Genomic DNA, 17,664 nt, shown 5'->3' with positions numbered 1-17,664 from the left:
CAGACCATCTTGCGCGTCTACGCTGCGAGCGTGAAGTGACCGTTTGGTACCTAATGCATCGCTACAACTGGATTCGACCGCACCAGTTCAACGATGGGGTGGCCCCAGCTCAGGCAGAGAAAAAACTTAACGTCGTGTCCGGGATTAGTTGACCACTATAGAAATGACTAAGCCCGTAGACTATTATTTCTACTTGCCGCCTGAAGCACGCCCAAGCTATTCCCCTCTACAGGAAGAACTCCATCCAGACTTCGCATGGCTTACCCAAAACCGAGCTCGCTCGCGAGGGAAAGACGTATTCGAAGCCATTGACACTGTCGTTATTCATGCAACAGCTGGATACGCGACGGCCCATGCGGTTGAAAACTGGCATCAAAGGGTTGCAAGTGCTCATTGGATCATTCCAGACGAGAGAGAGCCCCAGCATGGTCACTTCGTTTGGGGAGCTGTCGCAGAGGCAAAATCCGCATATCACGTTCGAGACGCTATTGTTTTCAAGGAGACAGTTCTGGGCGAAGGGCCGAATGTCAACAACAGGAGTTTAGGTGTCGAAATAGTGAACACTCAAGATGTTGAAAAACTATCAAGATCCATTCTCAACTTGGCAAGTCACTATGGCGGCCAGGATTGTGCTTTACGCTTGGGCCAAGTATCCCAACCTCAGGCACGTGATCTCTCACACAAAACTAGACCCTACACGTAGAGATGATCCGGGCATTCAATTTCCATGGGATGGATTCAAAGATATGGTGTTGACGCATTCTGTACTACCACTTCGGAATCCATTGGTTTTTAAAACGGTAGAGCTTGAGGTCAAAGATGCAAATAGTTGCTGCTCGCCTTGAGAATATGAAAAACGCCATCATGCAATAGATAGTCGTGGCCATTGATTTGTGAGTGGACTACCGAGATTAGCCACAGCCGTATGTCTTCTACCTTGAGCCATATCATCCTACCAACATATCTTCCTGACGCCCGCCGTTTGAGGTGATGGTGTCCACCTAAATTGAGTGGGCATCATTTTTATCTTTTTAAAGCGGGCACCCATGCCAGCAGAATGTCATTCCCAAGCCAAGTGGTCAGGAGCGGGCGCATGGTGAAGCCAGACGAATTTACTAGCAGTTGAGCCAAGCCATAGATGATTGGCGAACAAAGAACACGACTATCCTGCACCACTCGCGAAGTGAAATGGTGCCGCCCCTGTGATAGGCTGATAGGCACAGAAACACCCGCAGGCTCGCACGTCCATTACGGGGTTTGGGGCGCAATGGAACCAAAAATCAACGTAAGCCCTACCAGCGCCGCTCCGTGCCTTCTTCTCAAGCGTCCATCTGAACAAAACAAGTGCGCATCTCGGCCAGCAGGTCATGTACCGCACTTATCGAGTGCCTCATCATTGGCGGAAGGAATGCTCAGCGCGTAGTTACCCGATTCCAGTGGCTCATGCCATAGGGTTCCAGGCCGTAACGCTCGATGTTCTCCTTTGCCCGCTTTTTGCCACGCACGAACTTGCCGTTGTTCTCGACGGCCAAGCTCGACCTGATCGCCGAACACTGGAATGACGCTCCAGCGTCTGGCAGGTTCACTCAAACTCGGTCGAGTACCGGCAACCGGCATTATGCGTACGCTGCAAACAGGGGATCGTCCAACTCGTCTGGCTCAGGCGCTGGCAGAGTTCGGGCGGGTCGAGAAAACCTTGCACACACTGACGAACATCAATGATGAATCCAAGCGTCGCGCCACCCTGACCCAGTTGAATCGGGGTGAAGGTCGACACAGCCTGGCCCGCGCCGTATTTCATGGCAAACGCGATGAGCTTCGCTAGCGCTGCCACGAAGGTCAGGAGGATAAATTCGACGCCTTGGGCCTGGCGGTGAACATCATTGTGCTGTGGAACACCCTCTACATGACAGATGCCGTGGAACGGCTAGCCTATCGGCTTAAGCGTCGGCGCTGTTCGTTGATGGCCAAAGGAGCTGACGCCTCTGGGTGAACTGCTCGTTGGTGCCGATACCGCGATTTATGCCAATAAGCAGCTTCGTCGCAAGCAGATTCTTCCTTGCGATGGGTGGCCAATACCTGTTCAAACCTGCGTCTGAACGTAGATTCCGAGTAAGCGTGTTTTTTGTACTAGGCTAGTGCAGCAGATTAGGCTAATAAATTTTTGGGCAAGGAGATGAACTGCTGCATATCAGTACAACCGAGCTCTTCTGCGACATCGAAGGCTTACCCCAGTATCAGTAGACTCGTTGAAGCGCTACTTTTTAACGATAGCCTTGCAGTGACTCCATACGCCGCCGTCGGCGGAAGACGTGTTGATGGCAATGGCACTCAGTGTGCCTACGTGATGACGGGCTCGTGGCGCCATTACGGCAAACGATGATTGCGATAGGGATGAATCGATGTCAGATCTTTTTGCCGACCAGAACCTGATACTCATTGTTGATGACAGCGTCGATACGATTCGTCTATTGAGCGGCATGCTCAAAGATCAAGGCCGGATATTGTTTGCCACCAACGGCGAAACTGGGATGCGCCTGGCCCAAGAGCGAAAACCGCAACTGATCCTGCTCGATGTGGAAATGCCAGGTATGAGCGGCTATGAAGTCTGCGCGGCGCTGAAAGAAGACCCAAGCACCTCTGGCTGTGCTGTCATTGTTATTACGGCACATACGGGGGTGGATAGTGAAGTCGCAGCGTTGGCTTCTGGTGCAGTGGATTACATTACTAAACCGTTCAATCCTCCGGTCGTGCGCGCACGCGTTCAGACGCACCTTCGACTGCAACAGCACAATCAATTGTTGCTTCAACTGGCGAATCGGGATGGTCTGACAGGACTATATAATCGACGTTTTTTTGATGAAGCACTCGCATTGGAGTTCGAGCGGCACCGACGGCAGAAAATGCCTTTAGGCCTAATACTTATCGATATCGATCACTTCAAGGCTTACAACGATCATTATGGTCACCAGGGGGGTGATGAGTGTTTGAAGCGCGTGGCGGCTGCCATTGGCGCTACCACGAGACGACCGGGTGAAGCCGTCGCACGCTATGGTGGTGAAGAGTTTGTGGTCATCCTGCCGCACACGGGAACAGATGACTTACAAAAGCACGGGGAGTGGCTCTGTAAGCAGGTTCGTAATTTAAACCTCGAACATCAGTCTTCAGTAACCGCCAGCAGCGTTACGATCAGTGCCGGTTTAGCCTCCATTGTGCCTAATCAGAGTGATTCTATGCAGCAACTGATTGCAGCAGCTGACCAGGCGCTATACCAAGCAAAGTCAGCTGGGAGAAATCGTGCGGTAGTGAGTACACCGAAGCGATTCGAAAACGCTGGCGGGTAGCCGTTAGCGGCAATAGCTTCGTGCCTGACTGAGCTATATCTACGGGGCAGGCTTAGGCCTCTTGAGCACCCAGTGAGAGGGTGTAGAGACACACCTAGAGAGTGCCTTGCTTGATGGTTAACCAAGGAGCAGCAGCTTGCAGACCGAGAAGAAAGCATCCAATTTTTTTGCAAACGTTTGGTTTGTATGGCCTTGCCTTTTGCTTGTGTTATGCCTGACCACCACATTAGTGGTACTGATCGCTGACTATCGGACTCGGCAAAAAGCCACCTCGGAACTTGATGCAGAACTGGTCAGAATTGCCAAAGTGCGCTTTGGGCAATTGCAACAACGGATGGCCGACTTACACAACAATGTTTTGTTTCTGTCCAAGGTTCCTGCGGTGTCGGGAATGGCCCGTACTTCCCTTGCCGGAGGTGTTGACGCTAAAGAAAGCGACAGCTATGAAGCGTGGAAACACCAGCTCGAACAACTCTACAGCGCATACCTCGAAACCAACCCGCACTACTTGCAGGCAAGGTTGATTGGCGTAGCGAATAATGGCAAAGAGTTGGTGCGTGTTGAGCACAAAGCTGGAACTGTGTTGGTGACCCCTGCCGACCAGTTGCAGTTCAAGGGCGACCGCGATTATTTCCAAGCCAGCAGTAAACTGCGTCAGGGACAGGTTTATACCTCCGAGTTCAACCTCAATCGTGAGCTTGGCAAGCTGGAACTACCCATCGTACCAACAGTACGGGTAGCAACCCCCATCTATGCCAACGACGGCAGCCTATTCGGTATCGTGGTACTCAATATCGACAGCAACGCTATATTGCCCCAGGTGGGAGAGCGGTTACCTGATAACTATTCTGCTTACATCGTCAATCAGGAAGGGGACTTTCTGCTGCACCCTGACTCAGCTCGCGCCTTCGGTTTTGATCTGGGTAAACGCTATCGATGGGAGGATGAATTTAAGGCTGTGAGCCAGTCTGCTCCTGGCGAGGAAGGCTCCGTCCAAAATTGGATAAGCCAAGTGGGAAGCTTGCTGCATGTGGTGCAGCATGATGAGGTGCTAGGCCGTGAGGGGGCGGAACGCCACCTGACAGTATTTACTACTGTCAGCAATACAGCGGTCATCGAAAGTGTGACCAGTTCGAGGCAGATAACCCTGTTTACGATGCTGGTCATTTCCGGCATCGCTGCCGGCTTTCTTTACCTGTATGGGCTCAGTACGCGACGTCAGTTACAAGTAATGATGGAGCAGAGACGCCTTGCTGCCATTGTCGCCAGCTCTAGCGATGCCATCGTTGGTACAACGCCGCAAGGCTTTGTGCTCAGCTGGAACGAGGCCTCAGAGAGCATGTTTGGCTACGGTGAAGATGAAGCAGTGGGCCGCTCCTTAGCCGAGTTGATTGGCTCGCCGGAGCTTTTAGCGGAACAGATGCGCCTGACGGCGGCCATTGAGCATGGAGAAGCAGTCCCCCATTTTGCTACAACACGACGCCGACGCGATGGCACGTCCGTGGACGTCTCTATCGCTATTTCTCCCGTCCGAGAGGCTGACGGTAAAGTGACCGTCGTGGCGCAAACAATTCGTGATATCAGCCAGGAAAAGGCCAACGAATCTCGGATTCTCTCGCTGAACGCCAATCTAGAACAGCAGGTCGCCGAGCGTACTACCCAGTTACTGATCGCCAAGGAGCGTGCTGAGGTCGCCAGTCAAGCGAAGAGTGAGTTTGTTGCCAATATGAGTCATGAAATTCGCACGCCGATGAATGCCGTGTTGGGTATAACGCATCTTCTGGCCAATACGCCTTTATCCACCGACCAAAATAAATACCTACAAATGCTGCGAGGTGCTGGGGAGTCATTGCTTGAAATTTTGAATGACATTCTGGACTTTTCCAAAATTGAGGCCGGGCACTTAGAGATTGTCCCCGTTCCGTTCCTGTTGTGTGATGTTCTTAACGCACTGGCAACCATTATGTCCATCAATGCCGTCAACAAGGATTTGGAGTTGGTTATCGGCGTCGAGCCAGATGTACCGCAGGCTTTTATTGGGGATGCACTGCGGATACAGCAAGTGCTGGTCAACCTGGTGGGTAACGCTATTAAGTTCACTGAACATGGAGAGGTTGTTGTTCTCGTGCAGCAGGTGGGGAGCGAAGAGGGCATCGTCAACGTATGTTTCCGGGTGCGTGATACCGGCATTGGTATGACGAATGAACAACAAGCACGTTTGTTTTCACCGTTTTCCCAAGCTGATACCTCTATCACCCGTCGCTTTGGCGGTACTGGCCTTGGGCTGGCTATTTCGAAGCGTTTGGTTTCCTTAATGTCGGGAACCATCACGATGGAGAGTTCTGTTGGCGTCGGAAGTGAGTTCCAAGTAACTATTCCGCTTCGACAAAACAGCTCCATTGAACACATCCAACAACCACAAAGTGCCTTGGGTGACTTGCGCATTTTGGTTGTCGATGACAACGCGACCAGCCGTGAGTATTTGTGCAAAACGATTTTTGGTTGGAACTGGCAAGCTGATGGAGTGGAATCAGGCGAGCAGGCTGCAGAGCAAGTGAGCTCGCTTGAACTGCATGGTGAGCACTATGACGCGGTGATAGTCGACTGGCAGATGCCTGGCTTGAATGGGCTAGAAACCATGAGGGAGATCCGAAGGATACTGCCTACGTATACGCAGCCGATTATCATCATGGTCAATGCCTTTGATCAGGGCAAACTCATGCAAGAGCCAGCATCGGCAGAGATCGATTCCGTCTTGATCAAACCAGTCACCAGTTCGAATCTGTTCGATACGCTGCATGAAGCTCTGACAGCGCGAATAGATCCCCAGGTGTCCATCCAATTCAAAAGCGAGAACTTATCTTCAAGTTTGCCATTGGATGGCGTTCTCCTACTGCTGGTGGAAGACAACTCCCTGAATCAGTTTGTGGCAACGAACATACTGGAGCAAGCTGGCGCGATTGTGGAGGTCGCCAGCGATGGTCAGCAGGCTGTCGATAGATTGCGTGCCGATCCGCAGCGTTATCAAGTAGTGCTAATGGATGTGCAAATGCCCGTCATGGATGGTTTCTCCGCCACCCGAGTTATCCGCAATGAGTTGCAATTGGCATTGCCGATATTGGCCATGACTGCGGGGGTATTTGAGTCGGAGCGTGAGCAGTGTGTAACCGCTGGTATGGATGGTTTTATCGCCAAACCCATTGACGTCAAGCAGATGCTAAGCACGATCCGCCAACATGTGCCAACCATCACACATGCATCAACAACGCCAACAGCAATGACTTCAACACCTTCGGTTGATGACCTTCTGGCGTTCGATGTTGGGCCGTTACTCGCCCTCGCCAAGAACGACAAAGCCTATTTTGACACCCTCATTACATTGATCCAAAGGGCTGTAGAGGATGGCGTCGCTCCGATCACTAAGGCGCGTATCGCATGGCAAGAAGGGCGGAGCCGGGATGCGGCGAGCCTGTTCCACACACTGCGAGGAACCCTCGGTACGTTAGGCGCCAGGCGTTTTGCAGAAAAATCTCTACAAATCGAATTGGCCATTAACGGTAACGATAGGGCGCGTGCCGACGAATTGTTTGATGTGATCACGCTGGATCTGGAGGAAACGCTGACGGCTGCTAAACAATGGATTGCACAACAGGAAGTATCTGAAACAAATGAAGATACTTCTGAGAACTGGGATCCATCCCAAATAACTGAATTTCACCTACTGCTTCAGCAACAGAGCTTGGATGCCTGTGAGCTCTACAACGCTTTGCGGTCGTCGTTTCTACTAAAGCTTGGTCACGATCTAGCTAAGGAGTTGGACGCAGCAATGGAGCGGCTGGATTTTCAAACAGCGTTGGCGTGCATTCAGTCAACGTTGAGTGCGGCCGATAGCATAGCCAACTCAAGGGCCGGGTAGAGATATCTGTCAAATGTGCCCAGCGTGATGTTTTCAGGCATCCCTACGCGGTGCCAGACAGTGGGTTCGACCCGCTTCAACTCAGTGTGCAACAGCAGCAAATCAGGCTCGGGTTTTAGCAAATGGACATTTTTGGCCATGGGTCAGGCAGCCTCGTAAATTTCTGTAGGTGTTAGAGAAACGTTCGAGGCAGCAGTTCATTGACTCGATTGACCGGATGTTCGGCGATGCGCTCCAGAACATAGGTCAAATAGGCTTGCGGGTTCAGGCCGTTGAGCTTGGCCGAACCCACCAGGCTGTAAATTACAGCCGCCCGTTCGCCGCCGGCATCGGAGCCATTTTTGCGCACCAAAGCGACACCGCGCAGCGCCCGCTCGGCGGCGTTGTTGTGTACGCCTTGTCAGGGCGTACACAGCAACCTGGCGGAGCGTGCGATAAAGCCGTTTGTCATCGGGCGCAAAGCGCGGCTGTTCAGCGGCACGCCCAAGGGCGCCACTGCCAGTGCACAGATCTACAGCTAGGTCGAGACCGCCAAGGTCAACGGTCAGGAGCCCTATACGTGGCTGCGCCACGTACTTGAGCGACTGCCGCACGCCTCGTCGGTAGCGGATTAAGAAGCGCTGCTATCGTGGAACTACTCGCCAGAGATGCAACCGTAACCCGCTACCCAAGTGTTGGGCAGGTGGGGTTTATGGATCGCACTTCTTGCATCAGACATATGGCGCTGAACATGCTCAGGGCTGAGGGTTCATGCAAAGCGAGTATCCGTCAGAAGCAAAAAATAGCAGGAATGAGCAGCGAATATTTGGAAGTTGTCCTCACTGCAGGCATCCAGAAATTGACTGTCAGTTAACAGAGTGGTCACACTCTCACCCGGTAAATTCAGTTCGATCTGGGAATAAGGGGGTTTGATATAATAGTGAAAAAGCAATAAAATATAAATCTAGAACTAATCTAAAAGGAGTTGCTATATTATATGAGTTCATTTCTCATAGAGTCGCAAGACTATGCTTTTGTGGATAAAGGCTTGCAAAAAGAAATTACATCCTTGCTAGATGATGCTTTCCCATCTTCTGAAAATGAGCAAGCCGAAACTTCAGAAACGCATAGGAAAGAGCTAAATGCGCGCTCTTTTTATTGCTATATGGATAAAAAGCTAGTGGGCTATGCTGCGATTATACAAACAACCATAAAAATTGGTGATGAAGAGTTTCATGTTGCTGGGCCTACCTGTGTTGCCACCTCTCCAAACTATTGTGGAAGAGGGATTGGAACTGAGCTAGTAAAACAAGCTACTATTTGGCTAGAAAAGCAACCGCAAATTGACTTTGGAATGTTTACATGCAAGCCATCATTGGTTCCATTTTATAGTCGTGCCAGTGGGTGGAAAGTAGCACCAAATGTTATAGTGGTAGGTAGTTTAGAAGCAGGTGCGCTAACTAGCACTTCGTTAGATTGCGCCGTGTTGATGCGTCTTTTTTCAAAAAAAGCAACCTCCCTAATGCCTTTGCCATCTAATATGACCATTAACCTTAATTTCCCAGTTGGTGAATTTATGTAAATTGTAAACTAACGTGCAACATTGGTGTCATCATGGGAAAACCCCCCTGGGTGAGATCACGGTTAGTGATATGATGTGATTATATTGCATATGGGTTTGGTTTAACCTCGCGATAAGCCTGTGATCTCATGCCCCCTTCTTTTGGGTTATTCACGGAGTCCCGGGAAACACAGAAGCAAGAACGCCGATTTGATGGATGATATTCGTGCGAGCAAACACATCTAAAAAGCCGGCGTTCTTATGCGCGATATTAATAATTTCCTTCCGTTTTGGGAGGGCTTTTCTGTCGTCTCTATCAAGCCTGATGGTTACGCACTGCAGATCGATCTCATCCCTCAGGCCACCCGGTTTCCTACTTGTAGCGGTTGCAACAAGCCCAGCACAACCACCCATGAGTACTGTCAGCGGCTCGTCCGCGACCTGCCTATTCTTGGCCATCCGGTGCGGTTAAACGTCGAACTCAGGCGAGTTGGATGCGGTGCTTGCGGCAAACGAATGGAAGCTGTCAGCTGGCGTGATCGTTACTCCCGGATGACGCGTCGCTTGGCTGAAGCCGTCATCCAGACTTGCCGGCGACTGCCGACCCTGCATGTGGCTCAGCTGTTCGGATTGCACTGGGACAGCGTGCGATTACTGGAGCGACGGGCGCTACAAGCAGAACTGGATAAGCGGCCTGTCATCCGTCCGCGTAGATTGGTCATGGACGAATTTGCCCTGTTCAAAGGGCATCGCTATACCAGCGTTGTCTTGGATGCCGATACCTGCCGAATACTGTGGATCGGTGAATGACGTAGCCGAGCGGCAATCAGACCGTTCTTCGAGGAATTGGGGCCTGAAGGCTGTTCGCAAATCGAGGCCGTGGCGATGGACATGAATACTGCCTTTAACATTGAGGTGCGCCAGCATTGTCCGCAAGCACGTGTGGTCTATGACCTGTTTCATGTCGTGGCCAATACGGCCGTGAAGTCATTGATCGTGTACGAGTCGATGAGGCCATGCTCAGGGCGTCGAACTTGGTTGTTCAGCGAGTCTTTGTACCCGAGGGGAGAGTATTGACCCTCAAGCTCCAGCCACTGGGCTCTTGCTGACACATTTGTAATTGTCCGGTTCGTTACCAACGACTAGACTCCCCCGCATGAAACGCTACCTGCGGTGCTGCCTCATTTTCCTGATTAGCCTGGCGCTTCCCCTCAGCGGGATGGCGGGCATTCAGGCACCGACAGAACCCTGCCCAATGAAAATGGCGGGCATGGCGATGATGGACGACATGGGCATGGACTGCTGTAACGATATGAAAAGTCCATCCGAGCACGGCAAACCCTGCAAGCCAGGCCAGGAATGCAAGACTGGCGGCATTCTGCAAGTCTCAGTCATTAAGCCTCCTGTTACCTTCTCCAGCCCCGTAGCGCCTTCCTTCTCCAGCGACTTCCTGCCTGACCAAACCCCGTCCGGGGTATGGCGACCGCCCCGCGCCTGATTCCTGTACCACACTGAGTCTCATCCTGCCTTGGCGGGATGGCATTTCTGCGTGCATGTCTAAGAGGCGCGCAGTGGAACATCACAGGAATCGTGAGCATGAACTCCATACGCTATTGCACAGGCTGGCCCGTCGTGGCCGCCTTGGCGGCAAGCGTGCTGGCATTGCCGAGCCTAGCCGCCCCCCTGACGCTCGATGAAGCCTTGCGGTTGGCCGAAAACAATGCCCCGTCACTGACCGCCCAAGCGGCCAAACTGCAAGCTGCCAGCAGTGCTGCCATTCCAGCCGGTGAATTACCTGACCCGAAGTTAAAACTCGGCGTACAGAATTATCCCATTGGCGGGCCTGAACGCTGGAGCATTAATCAGGACTCCATGACCATGCAGATGGTTGGGCTCATGCAGGAAGTGCCCAACCGCGACAAGCGCAAAGCACGCATTGAAGTGGCCGATGCGGCCGTTGACCGAGCTGCGGCTGAAGGCCGTGTTGAGCGACTGAACGTCCGTCAGGCCACGGCATTGGCCTGGATCAGCAGCTACTCCGTCGAACGTAAAGAGGCGCTGTTCCAGGACTTTTACAAAGAAAATCGTCTGCTGACCGATACCGTGCGGGCACAGATCGCCGGGGGCCGTGCACAACCAGCCGACGCGGTGACACCTAAGCAAGAGGCGGCGCAACTGGCGGATCAACAGGACGACCTGATCCGAATGCGTGCGCAGGCTCGAGCTGCACTCAAGCGCTGGATTGGCCCGGCCGCCAATGACCCACCCACAGGCAGCTTGCCGCAATGGCCCGTCGAGACCTCGGGCTACTCCCATAAACTGCAACATCACCCCGCACTGGTAGCCTTCGTCCCGATGACGCGCGAAGCGGAGGCCAAAGTCCGTGAAGCTGAAGCAGAAAAGCAGTCCGACTGGAGCTGGGAGCTCGACTACCAACACCGTGACCGTCAGTTCGGTGACATGGTCAGCGTGCAGTTCTCGTTCGACCTGCCATTGTTTCCCGGTTCCCGACAAAACCCGAAGATCGCCGCCAAACACGCGGAGCTGAACCAGCTGGAAGCTGAGCGTGAAGCCATGGTGCGTGAGCATACCCAGCAATTGGAGGAAGATCTGGCCGAGTACGAACGCTTGAATCGTGCGGTGCGCCGCAGTCAGGAAAGTCTGGTGCCTTTGGCCAAGGAAAAGGTCGGACTGACCATGGCCAGCTACCGTGCCGGTAAAGGTGACCTGGCGCAAGTCATCGCTGCCCGACGTGAACTCATCGAGGCCCGCCTCAAACAGATCGATGTCGAAGAACAGCGAGCGCTGACCAACGCGCGCTTGTATTTCAGCTATGGGGAAACCAGCCAATGAGTACTCGAATTTGGAAAGTAGTATTGGTGGCTGGCCTGTCGATCGCCCTAGGTGGAGCTGGCGGTTACTGGATCGCTCAGCAACGCATGAACGGAATACCTGGTGCACTCGCCGAGCAGAGTCCCAAGACGCAAGACGAACGCAAGGCCCTGTATTGGTACGATCCGATGTACCCGCAGCAGAAGTTCGACAAACCGGGCAAGTCGCCCTTCATGGACATGCAGTTGGTACCGCAATACGCCGACGCGGCAACGAACAGTGCGGCCATCAGCATCGACCCCGGTCTGACCCAGAATCTCGGCCTGCGTCTGGCCACTGTCACCCGTGGAGTCCTCGCTTCCAGCCTGGACGTGGTCGGCGTGCTGGCGTTCAATGAGCGGGATGTCGCGGTGATCCAGGCGCGTACCGCTGGCTTTATCGAGCGAGTTTATGCCCATGCACCCGGTGACGTACTCAAGGCCAATGCGCCATTGGCGGATATCCTGGTACCCGAATGGGCCGCCGCCCAGGAAGAATTCCTCGCACTTAAACGTAATGGCGATGCCGACTTGCTGGCAGCGGCCCGCCAACGGCTGCACCTCACGGGGATGCCGGCAGCGCTGATTACCCAGGTAGAGCGTAGTGGCAAGACTCAGCCGAACCTGACGCTCACCAGCCCTATCGGCGGTGTGCTGCAGGAACTGGATGTTCGTACGGGCATGACTGTGGCGGCCGGCGAGACACTGGCTCGCGTCAATGGCTTGAGCAGCGTCTGGCTGGCGGTGGCGGTTCCAGAGTCGGAGACCGGATCGATCGTCGTCGGCCAGACGGTAGAAGCACGCCTTCCAGCCTTCCCAGAGGCGGTGCTCAACGGTACGGTCAGTGCGATTCTGCCTGAAACGAATATGGACAGCCGCACCGTTCGCGTACGCGTCGAGCTGCCCAACCCTGACGGGCGACTTAGACCCGGATTGTCGGCGCAGGTGCGCCTCAACCAGGCGACCGAGCAAAGTGTGTTGTGGGTACCGAGCGAGGCAGTCATCCGTACTGGCCGGCGCACGCTGGTGATGCTCGCCGAAGACGCGGGTCGCTATCGGCCGGTAGAGGTGCGACTCGGGCAGGAAAACGACGGCAGGACGGCAGTATTGCAAGGCCTGCAAGAGGGGCAACAGGTGGTCAGCTCCGGACAGTTTCTTCTCGACTCCGAGGCTAGCCTGAAGGGCATCGTCGCCAGCGCGCTGGACATGCCAGCACCTCTAACCACTGCTACTGCTTTTCATGAGTCGGAGGGGCAAGTTCTAGAGATCAATAGCAAAGACGTAACGCTCGCCCATGGCCCCTTCAAAACGTTGGGTATGCCAGGCATGACCATGACCTTCCCATTGGCGAACCCGGCACTCGTGCAAGGGCTCAAATCGGGTGACAAGGTTCGGATCGCTGTGAGCCAAACCGATGGTGGTTTGCGCGTTGAGCGCCTGGAAAAACTAGGGGGCCAGCCATGATCGCGGCCTTGATCCGCTGGTCAGTGGCCAACCGTTTCCTTGTGCTGCTAGCCACGATCTTCGTCACCGCCTGGGGCGTCTGGTCGGTTCAGAGCACGCCCATCGATGCACTGCCAGACCTCTCCGACGTTCAGGTGATCATCCGTACACCTTATCCGGGACAAGCGCCACAGATTGTTGAGAACCAAGTGACCTACCCATTGGCCACCACCATGCTCTCGGTACCGGGAGCGAAAACTGTGCGCGGGTATTCCTTTTTCGGCGACAGCTTCGTGTATGTGCTGTTCGAAGATGGTACCGATATGTATTGGGCTCGCTCGCGGGTGCTGGAGTACCTGAGCCAGATACAAAGCCGCTTGCCGGCCAGCGCCAAGCCAGCGTTGGGGCCAGATGCCACCGGGGTAGGCTGGATCTATCAGTACGCCCTGGTGGATCGCAGTGGTGGACACGACTTGGCGCAGTTGCGCGCGCTGCAGGACTGGTTTCTCAAGTTCGAACTGAAGACCCTGCCCAATGTGGCGGAAGTGGCCACCGTTGGCGGCATGGTCAAGCAGTACCAGGTGCAGCTCGATCCACTCAAACTGGCCAGCCTGGGGATCACTCAGGTGCAGGTCACCGAGGCGATTGGCAAGGCCAATCTAGAAACCGGTGGCGCTGTGCTGGAGATGGCGGAGACCGAGTTCATGGTGCGCGCTTCCGGCTATCTGAAGACCTTGAATGATTTTCGCGCGATCCCGCTCAAACTCGGGGCTGGTGGCGTGCCAGTGACTCTTGGCGATGTGGCCACGATCCAACTGGGGCCGGAGCTGCGTCGCGGCATCAGCGAACTCGACGGCGAAGGTGAAACTGTTGGTGGGGTGGTGCTCCTGCGCAGCGGCAAGAACGCTCGCGAGACCATCGCGGCGGTGAAAGGCAAGCTCGACGAACTGAAAAGCAGCCTGCCGGCCGGAGTGGAAATCGTCACCACCTACGACCGCAGTAAGCTAATCGACCGCGCCGTTGAAAACCTCAGTCACAAGTTGATTGAAGAGTTCGTCGTCGTCGCGCTGGTCTGCGGGATCTTCCTCTGGCACCTGCGCTCATCCCTGGTGGCCATTATCTCGCTGCCGGTGGGAGTGCTGATTGCCTTCATTGTCATGCGCCATCAAGGGATCAACGCCAACATCATGTCCTTGGGCGGGATTGCCATTGCCATCGGCGCTATGGTCGATGCCGCCGTGGTCATGATCGAAAACGCCCACAAGAAAGTTGAAGCCTGGCACAAGGCCCATCCAGGGGAAGAACTGAAGGGCGAACATCACTGGCATGTGATGACCGAGGCGGCGGCCGAAGTCGGGCCGGCGTTGTTCTTCTGCCTGTTGATCATCACCCTGTCATTCATTCCAGTGTTCACCCTGGAGGCGCAAGAGGGGCGGCTGTTCGGCCCTTTGGCTTTCACCAAAACCTACGCCATGGCGGCGGCGGCCGGATTATCGGTGACCCTGGTGCCCGTGCTGATGGGTTACTGGATTCGCGGACGGATTCCCAATGAGGAACAGAACCCGTTGAACCGTTGGTTGATCAATATCTATCAACCGGCCTTGGATGCGGTGCTGCGTCGGCCAAAAATCACCATGCTTATCGCGGTACTGGTGTTTCTCAGCGCGCTATGGCCTATGTCTCGGTTGGGTGGCGAGTTCCTTCCACCGCTGGACGAAGGCGATCTGCTCTACATGCCTTCGGCGCTGCCGGGGTTATCAGCACAGAAAGCAGCACAGCTGTTGCAGCAGACTGACCGTCTGATTAAGACCGTCCCTGAGGTCGAACACGTCTTTGGTAAAGCGGGTCGTGCTGAAACCGCCACAGACCCGGCGCCGCTGGAGATGTTCGAAACCACCATCCAGTTCAAGCCGCGTGACCAATGGCGTCCCGGAATGACCCAGGAAAAACTGGTGGAAGCGCTTGATCGAGTGGTGCGCGTCCCAGGGCTGACCAACATCTGGATACCGCCGATTCGTAACCGCATCGACATGCTCGCTACTGGGATCAAGAGCCCGATAGGAGTAAAAATTGCCGGTACCAACCTGACAGAAATCGATGCGGCGACTCAGGCCGTCGAGCATGTGGCCAAGGACGTGCCCGGCGTAAGTTCTGCGCTCGCCGAACGGTTGACTGGTGGCCGCTACATCGACGTGGATATCGACCGCAAGGCAGCCGCCCGCTACGGACTGAATATCGCCGATGTGCAGTCCATTGTGGCGGGGGCTATCGGCGGTGAAAACATCGGGGAGACCATTGAAGGGCTCGCCCGCTTCCCAATCAACGTCCGTTATCCCCGGGAGTGGCGTGACTCGCTGGGTGCTCTGGAGCAGTTGCCGATCTACACCCCACTGGGGAGCCAGATCACTCTCGGCACGGTGGCGAAGATCAAGGTCAGCGACGGCCCACCGATGCTCAAGAGCGAAAATGCTCGACCTTCAGGTTGGGTGTACATCGATGTACGCGGGCGGGATATCGCCTCCGTGGTCGCCGACTTGCGCCGGGCTGTCAGTGAGCAGGTCAAGTTGCAGCCAGGCATGAGTTTGAGCTACTCGGGGCAGTTCGAGTTTCTCGAAAGGGCCAATGCCCGGCTCAAGCTGGTGGTGCCGGCCACGTTGCTGATCATTTTCGTCTTGCTCTACCTAACCTTCGCCCGATTCGATGAAGCCGTGTTGATCATGGCGACCTTGCCCTTTGCTCTCAGTGGTGGGGCATGGTTCATCTATTTACTCGGTTTTAATCTCTCTGTGGCCACGGGCGTTGGCTTTATCGCGCTGGCCGGTGTGTCTGCTGAGTTTGGCGTGATCATGCTGCTCTACCTGAAGAACGCCTGGGCCGAACGTGAAGACCTTGGCGACAACACTGAGCGTGGGCTCGTCGCTGCGATTCGCGAAGGCGCAGTACAACGCGTTCGACCCAAGGCCATGACGGTGGCGGTCATCATCGCCGGCCTGTTACCCATCCTCTTGGGGAGTGGTACCGGTAGCGAGGTCATGAGTCGCATCGCAGCTCCCATGGTCGGTGGCATGGTCACGGCACCATTGTTGTCCCTGTTCGTTATTCCGGCGGCCTACCGTTTGATGCGCCGTCGGCACCTCCCCGTTGTACCCACCAACCTTCAAGGAAAAGTCGTATGAAACTGACCCTGATTGCCGTTGCAAGCACCGTTGTGGCTCTGTCTCTTTCCGCTCAGGCAGAGGACATGCCGGGTATGAAGATGGACGCTACTCCCATGGAAGGCATGCAGATGAAGCAGGAGACCCAGCAGGTTCCTGTGGCCAAAGCCGAGGGCACGATCAAGGCTGTCGATACCACGAAACAGACGGTGACCATCGCCCATGGCGCCGTGCCGGCTGTGCAGTGGCCCGCCATGACTATGGCATTCAATGCAACAACCAAACAACTGGCAGGCCTGAAGGCTGGAGATCAAGTAGCGTTCGAGTTTCAAGTCGAGGGCGCGAAAGCTACGATTATTTCCATTAAAAAGTTGAAGTAAGACTGAATCATCCTTGGCTGTGTCGGCAACTCCAAGCCTTGCAGCAAGGTGCTGCAAGACTTGGATCCTGGTGATTTCTTATGCGGAATCGGCAGCAGCTAGCGGTACAGGGTTACCCGATGCGGTGCAAGCCCGCCTCTTTGATCGGTTTGTTCGAGGCGATGATGATTTCGCAGGCGGTTCGGACTTGGGCCTATCCATCGTCAAACGCGTAGTAGATCACCTTGGGTGGTGGATCCAGCATGACCCTGCTTCGAATGGCGGAAGTCGATTCACATTGCTGCTTCCAATCGTTACATAGCCTCGTCTTTGCTATAGCCAAACGGCTTTAGGCCAGTGATTTTTTCCAATTACCTCATAGAGAGAACCGAGATGAACAAGCTGGTTGAGGATACCGATGAGCCTCATGAAACCAGTGAAAGTGAGCCGTCAAAGCCTCACGGCTGGCTTAACCGAACTGTGGTAGGGGCTGGTATAACCAGCGCGCTAGGGGATTTTTGCTACGAGACAACAACCGTTATTTTGCCAGGGTTTCTTGCCGTGCTATGAATCGCCCCGGATTCTCTAGACACCTTGCAAGCTCATTTGGACTGCCCCCGGAAAGGTAGACATCCCCGGCCTATGCTTTGAGCGTAGGAGGAAGTCTATGAGTACGGAATTCAAGGCGGAAGCCGTCAGGCAGGTGGTTGAACGCGGCTATTCAGTCGCGGAGATTGCCGCACGCCTCGGCGTCTCGACTCACAGCCTCTATAAATGGGTGAGCGCCGTCACCCCTGATAAATCAGAAAAGCAGGCCAGCGAATTGCTCGAAGCCAAGAGTGAGATCCTGCGGCTACGGGCCCAAATGCGCCGCCTTGAAGAAGAGCGGGATATCTTAAAAAAAGCCGCACGGTACTTTGCCAGAGAGCCCGAGTGAAGTACCGCTTCATGAACGAGCATCGTCATCAGTATGCAATTACCACGATGTGCAGGGTATTGCGGATCGCTCGTGCCGGGTTCTACCAATGGCTACACAA

General features: G+C 54.6%; 10 protein-coding genes and 6 pseudogenes. 15 read left to right on the top strand and 1 reads right to left on the bottom strand.

The window, feature by feature from the left end:
• The first annotated feature begins 163 nt into the window (after positions 1-163).
• The 4 genes and pseudogenes from GV818_RS34925 to GV818_RS05520 all read left to right on the top strand — a co-directional run bounded on the left by GV818_RS34925 (position 164) and on the right by GV818_RS05520 (position 7,260).
• Positions 164-703 carry an N-acetylmuramoyl-L-alanine amidase gene (locus GV818_RS34925; protein WP_161776012.1) on the top strand — a complete coding sequence of 180 codons (540 nt, stop codon included), beginning with the start codon at positions 164-166 and terminating at the stop codon, positions 701-703.
• A gap of 830 nt (positions 704-1,533) precedes the next feature.
• A pseudogene (locus GV818_RS05530) lies at positions 1,534-1,921 on the top strand (Tn3 family transposase); the annotation flags it as partial.
• 481 nt (positions 1,922-2,402) lie between these two features.
• Positions 2,403-3,344 (top strand): diguanylate cyclase domain-containing protein, encoded by a 942-nt coding sequence (locus tag GV818_RS05525; protein WP_161776011.1) that lies wholly within the window; start codon positions 2,403-2,405, stop codon positions 3,342-3,344.
• Positions 3,345-3,480: 136 nt separating this feature from the next.
• On the top strand, positions 3,481-7,260 hold the full coding sequence (locus tag GV818_RS05520) for a response regulator (RefSeq protein ID WP_161776010.1): 3,780 nt from the start codon (positions 3,481-3,483) through the stop codon (positions 7,258-7,260).
• 143 nt (positions 7,261-7,403) lie between these two features.
• Here the strand turns inward: GV818_RS05520 and GV818_RS05515 are convergent.
• A pseudogene (locus tag GV818_RS05515) lies at positions 7,404-7,654 on the bottom strand (transposase domain-containing protein); the annotation flags it as partial.
• Positions 7,655-7,667: 13 nt separating this feature from the next.
• On the opposite strand from GV818_RS05515, the pseudogene GV818_RS05510 reads away from it, so the two are divergent.
• The 11 genes and pseudogenes from GV818_RS05510 to GV818_RS05455 all read left to right on the top strand — a co-directional run.
• Positions 7,668-7,874: pseudogene (locus tag GV818_RS05510) on the top strand (transposase domain-containing protein); the annotation flags it as partial.
• An 89-nt stretch (positions 7,875-7,963) separates the two neighbouring features.
• Positions 7,964-8,113: pseudogene (locus tag GV818_RS05505) on the top strand (ISAs1 family transposase); the annotation flags it as partial.
• 123 nt (positions 8,114-8,236) lie between these two features.
• Positions 8,237-8,821, top strand: coding sequence for a GNAT family N-acetyltransferase (locus GV818_RS05500; protein ID WP_161776009.1), 585 nt, complete (start codon positions 8,237-8,239; stop codon positions 8,819-8,821).
• 240 nt (positions 8,822-9,061) lie between these two features.
• Positions 9,062-9,816: pseudogene (locus tag GV818_RS05495) on the top strand (ISL3 family transposase); the annotation flags it as partial.
• Between the two features lie 140 nt (positions 9,817-9,956).
• Positions 9,957-10,298: a hypothetical protein gene (locus GV818_RS05490; RefSeq protein WP_161776008.1), complete on the top strand. Its 342-nt coding sequence runs from the start codon at positions 9,957-9,959 to the stop codon at positions 10,296-10,298.
• Positions 10,299-10,396: 98 nt separating this feature from the next.
• Positions 10,397-11,653: a TolC family protein gene (locus tag GV818_RS05485; RefSeq protein ID WP_161776175.1), complete on the top strand. Its 1,257-nt coding sequence runs from the start codon at positions 10,397-10,399 to the stop codon at positions 11,651-11,653.
• Positions 11,650-13,134, top strand: coding sequence for an efflux RND transporter periplasmic adaptor subunit (locus tag GV818_RS05480; protein ID WP_161776007.1), 1,485 nt, complete (start codon positions 11,650-11,652; stop codon positions 13,132-13,134). The genes GV818_RS05485 and GV818_RS05480 overlap by 4 nt, the downstream gene beginning before the upstream one ends.
• Positions 13,131-16,289, top strand: a complete 3,159-nt coding sequence (locus GV818_RS05475) for an efflux RND transporter permease subunit (protein WP_161776006.1) — start codon at positions 13,131-13,133, stop codon at positions 16,287-16,289. The genes GV818_RS05480 and GV818_RS05475 overlap by 4 nt, the downstream gene beginning before the upstream one ends.
• On the top strand, positions 16,286-16,648 hold the full coding sequence (locus tag GV818_RS05470) for a copper-binding protein (protein ID WP_161776005.1): 363 nt from the start codon (positions 16,286-16,288) through the stop codon (positions 16,646-16,648). The genes GV818_RS05475 and GV818_RS05470 overlap by 4 nt, the downstream gene beginning before the upstream one ends.
• A gap of 19 nt (positions 16,649-16,667) precedes the next feature.
• Complete coding sequence (locus GV818_RS34920) at positions 16,668-16,949, top strand: sensor histidine kinase (protein ID WP_372242062.1); 282 nt, start codon at positions 16,668-16,670, stop codon at positions 16,947-16,949.
• Positions 16,950-17,294: 345 nt separating this feature from the next.
• Positions 17,295-17,664, top strand: a pseudogene (locus GV818_RS05455) (transposase); the annotation flags it as partial.

Origin of the sequence: Pseudomonas sp. Fl4BN1 (genome assembly GCF_009908285.1) — a bacterium.
Lineage (GTDB): Bacteria > Pseudomonadota > Gammaproteobacteria > Pseudomonadales > Pseudomonadaceae > Aquipseudomonas.
The sequence above is the reverse complement of the archived record's forward strand: the minus strand, read 5'-3'. Positions and strand labels throughout refer to the sequence as shown.

Bases quoted from the DNA above. Each gene is read 5' to 3' on its own strand.
- GV818_RS34925 (WP_161776012.1), top strand. From the start codon at position 164: ATGACTAAGCCCGTAGACTATTATTTCTACTTGCCGCCTGAAGCACGC.
- GV818_RS05525 (WP_161776011.1), top strand. From the start codon at position 2,403: ATGTCAGATCTTTTTGCCGACCAGAACCTGATACTCATTGTTGATGAC.
- GV818_RS05500 (WP_161776009.1), top strand. From the start codon at position 8,237: ATGAGTTCATTTCTCATAGAGTCGCAAGACTATGCTTTTGTGGATAAA.
- GV818_RS05490 (WP_161776008.1), top strand. From the start codon at position 9,957: ATGAAACGCTACCTGCGGTGCTGCCTCATTTTCCTGATTAGCCTGGCG.
- GV818_RS05485 (WP_161776175.1), top strand. From the start codon at position 10,397: ATGAACTCCATACGCTATTGCACAGGCTGGCCCGTCGTGGCCGCCTTG.
- GV818_RS05480 (WP_161776007.1), top strand. From the start codon at position 11,650: ATGAGTACTCGAATTTGGAAAGTAGTATTGGTGGCTGGCCTGTCGATC.
- GV818_RS05475 (WP_161776006.1), top strand. From the start codon at position 13,131: ATGATCGCGGCCTTGATCCGCTGGTCAGTGGCCAACCGTTTCCTTGTG.
- GV818_RS05470 (WP_161776005.1), top strand. From the start codon at position 16,286: ATGAAACTGACCCTGATTGCCGTTGCAAGCACCGTTGTGGCTCTGTCT.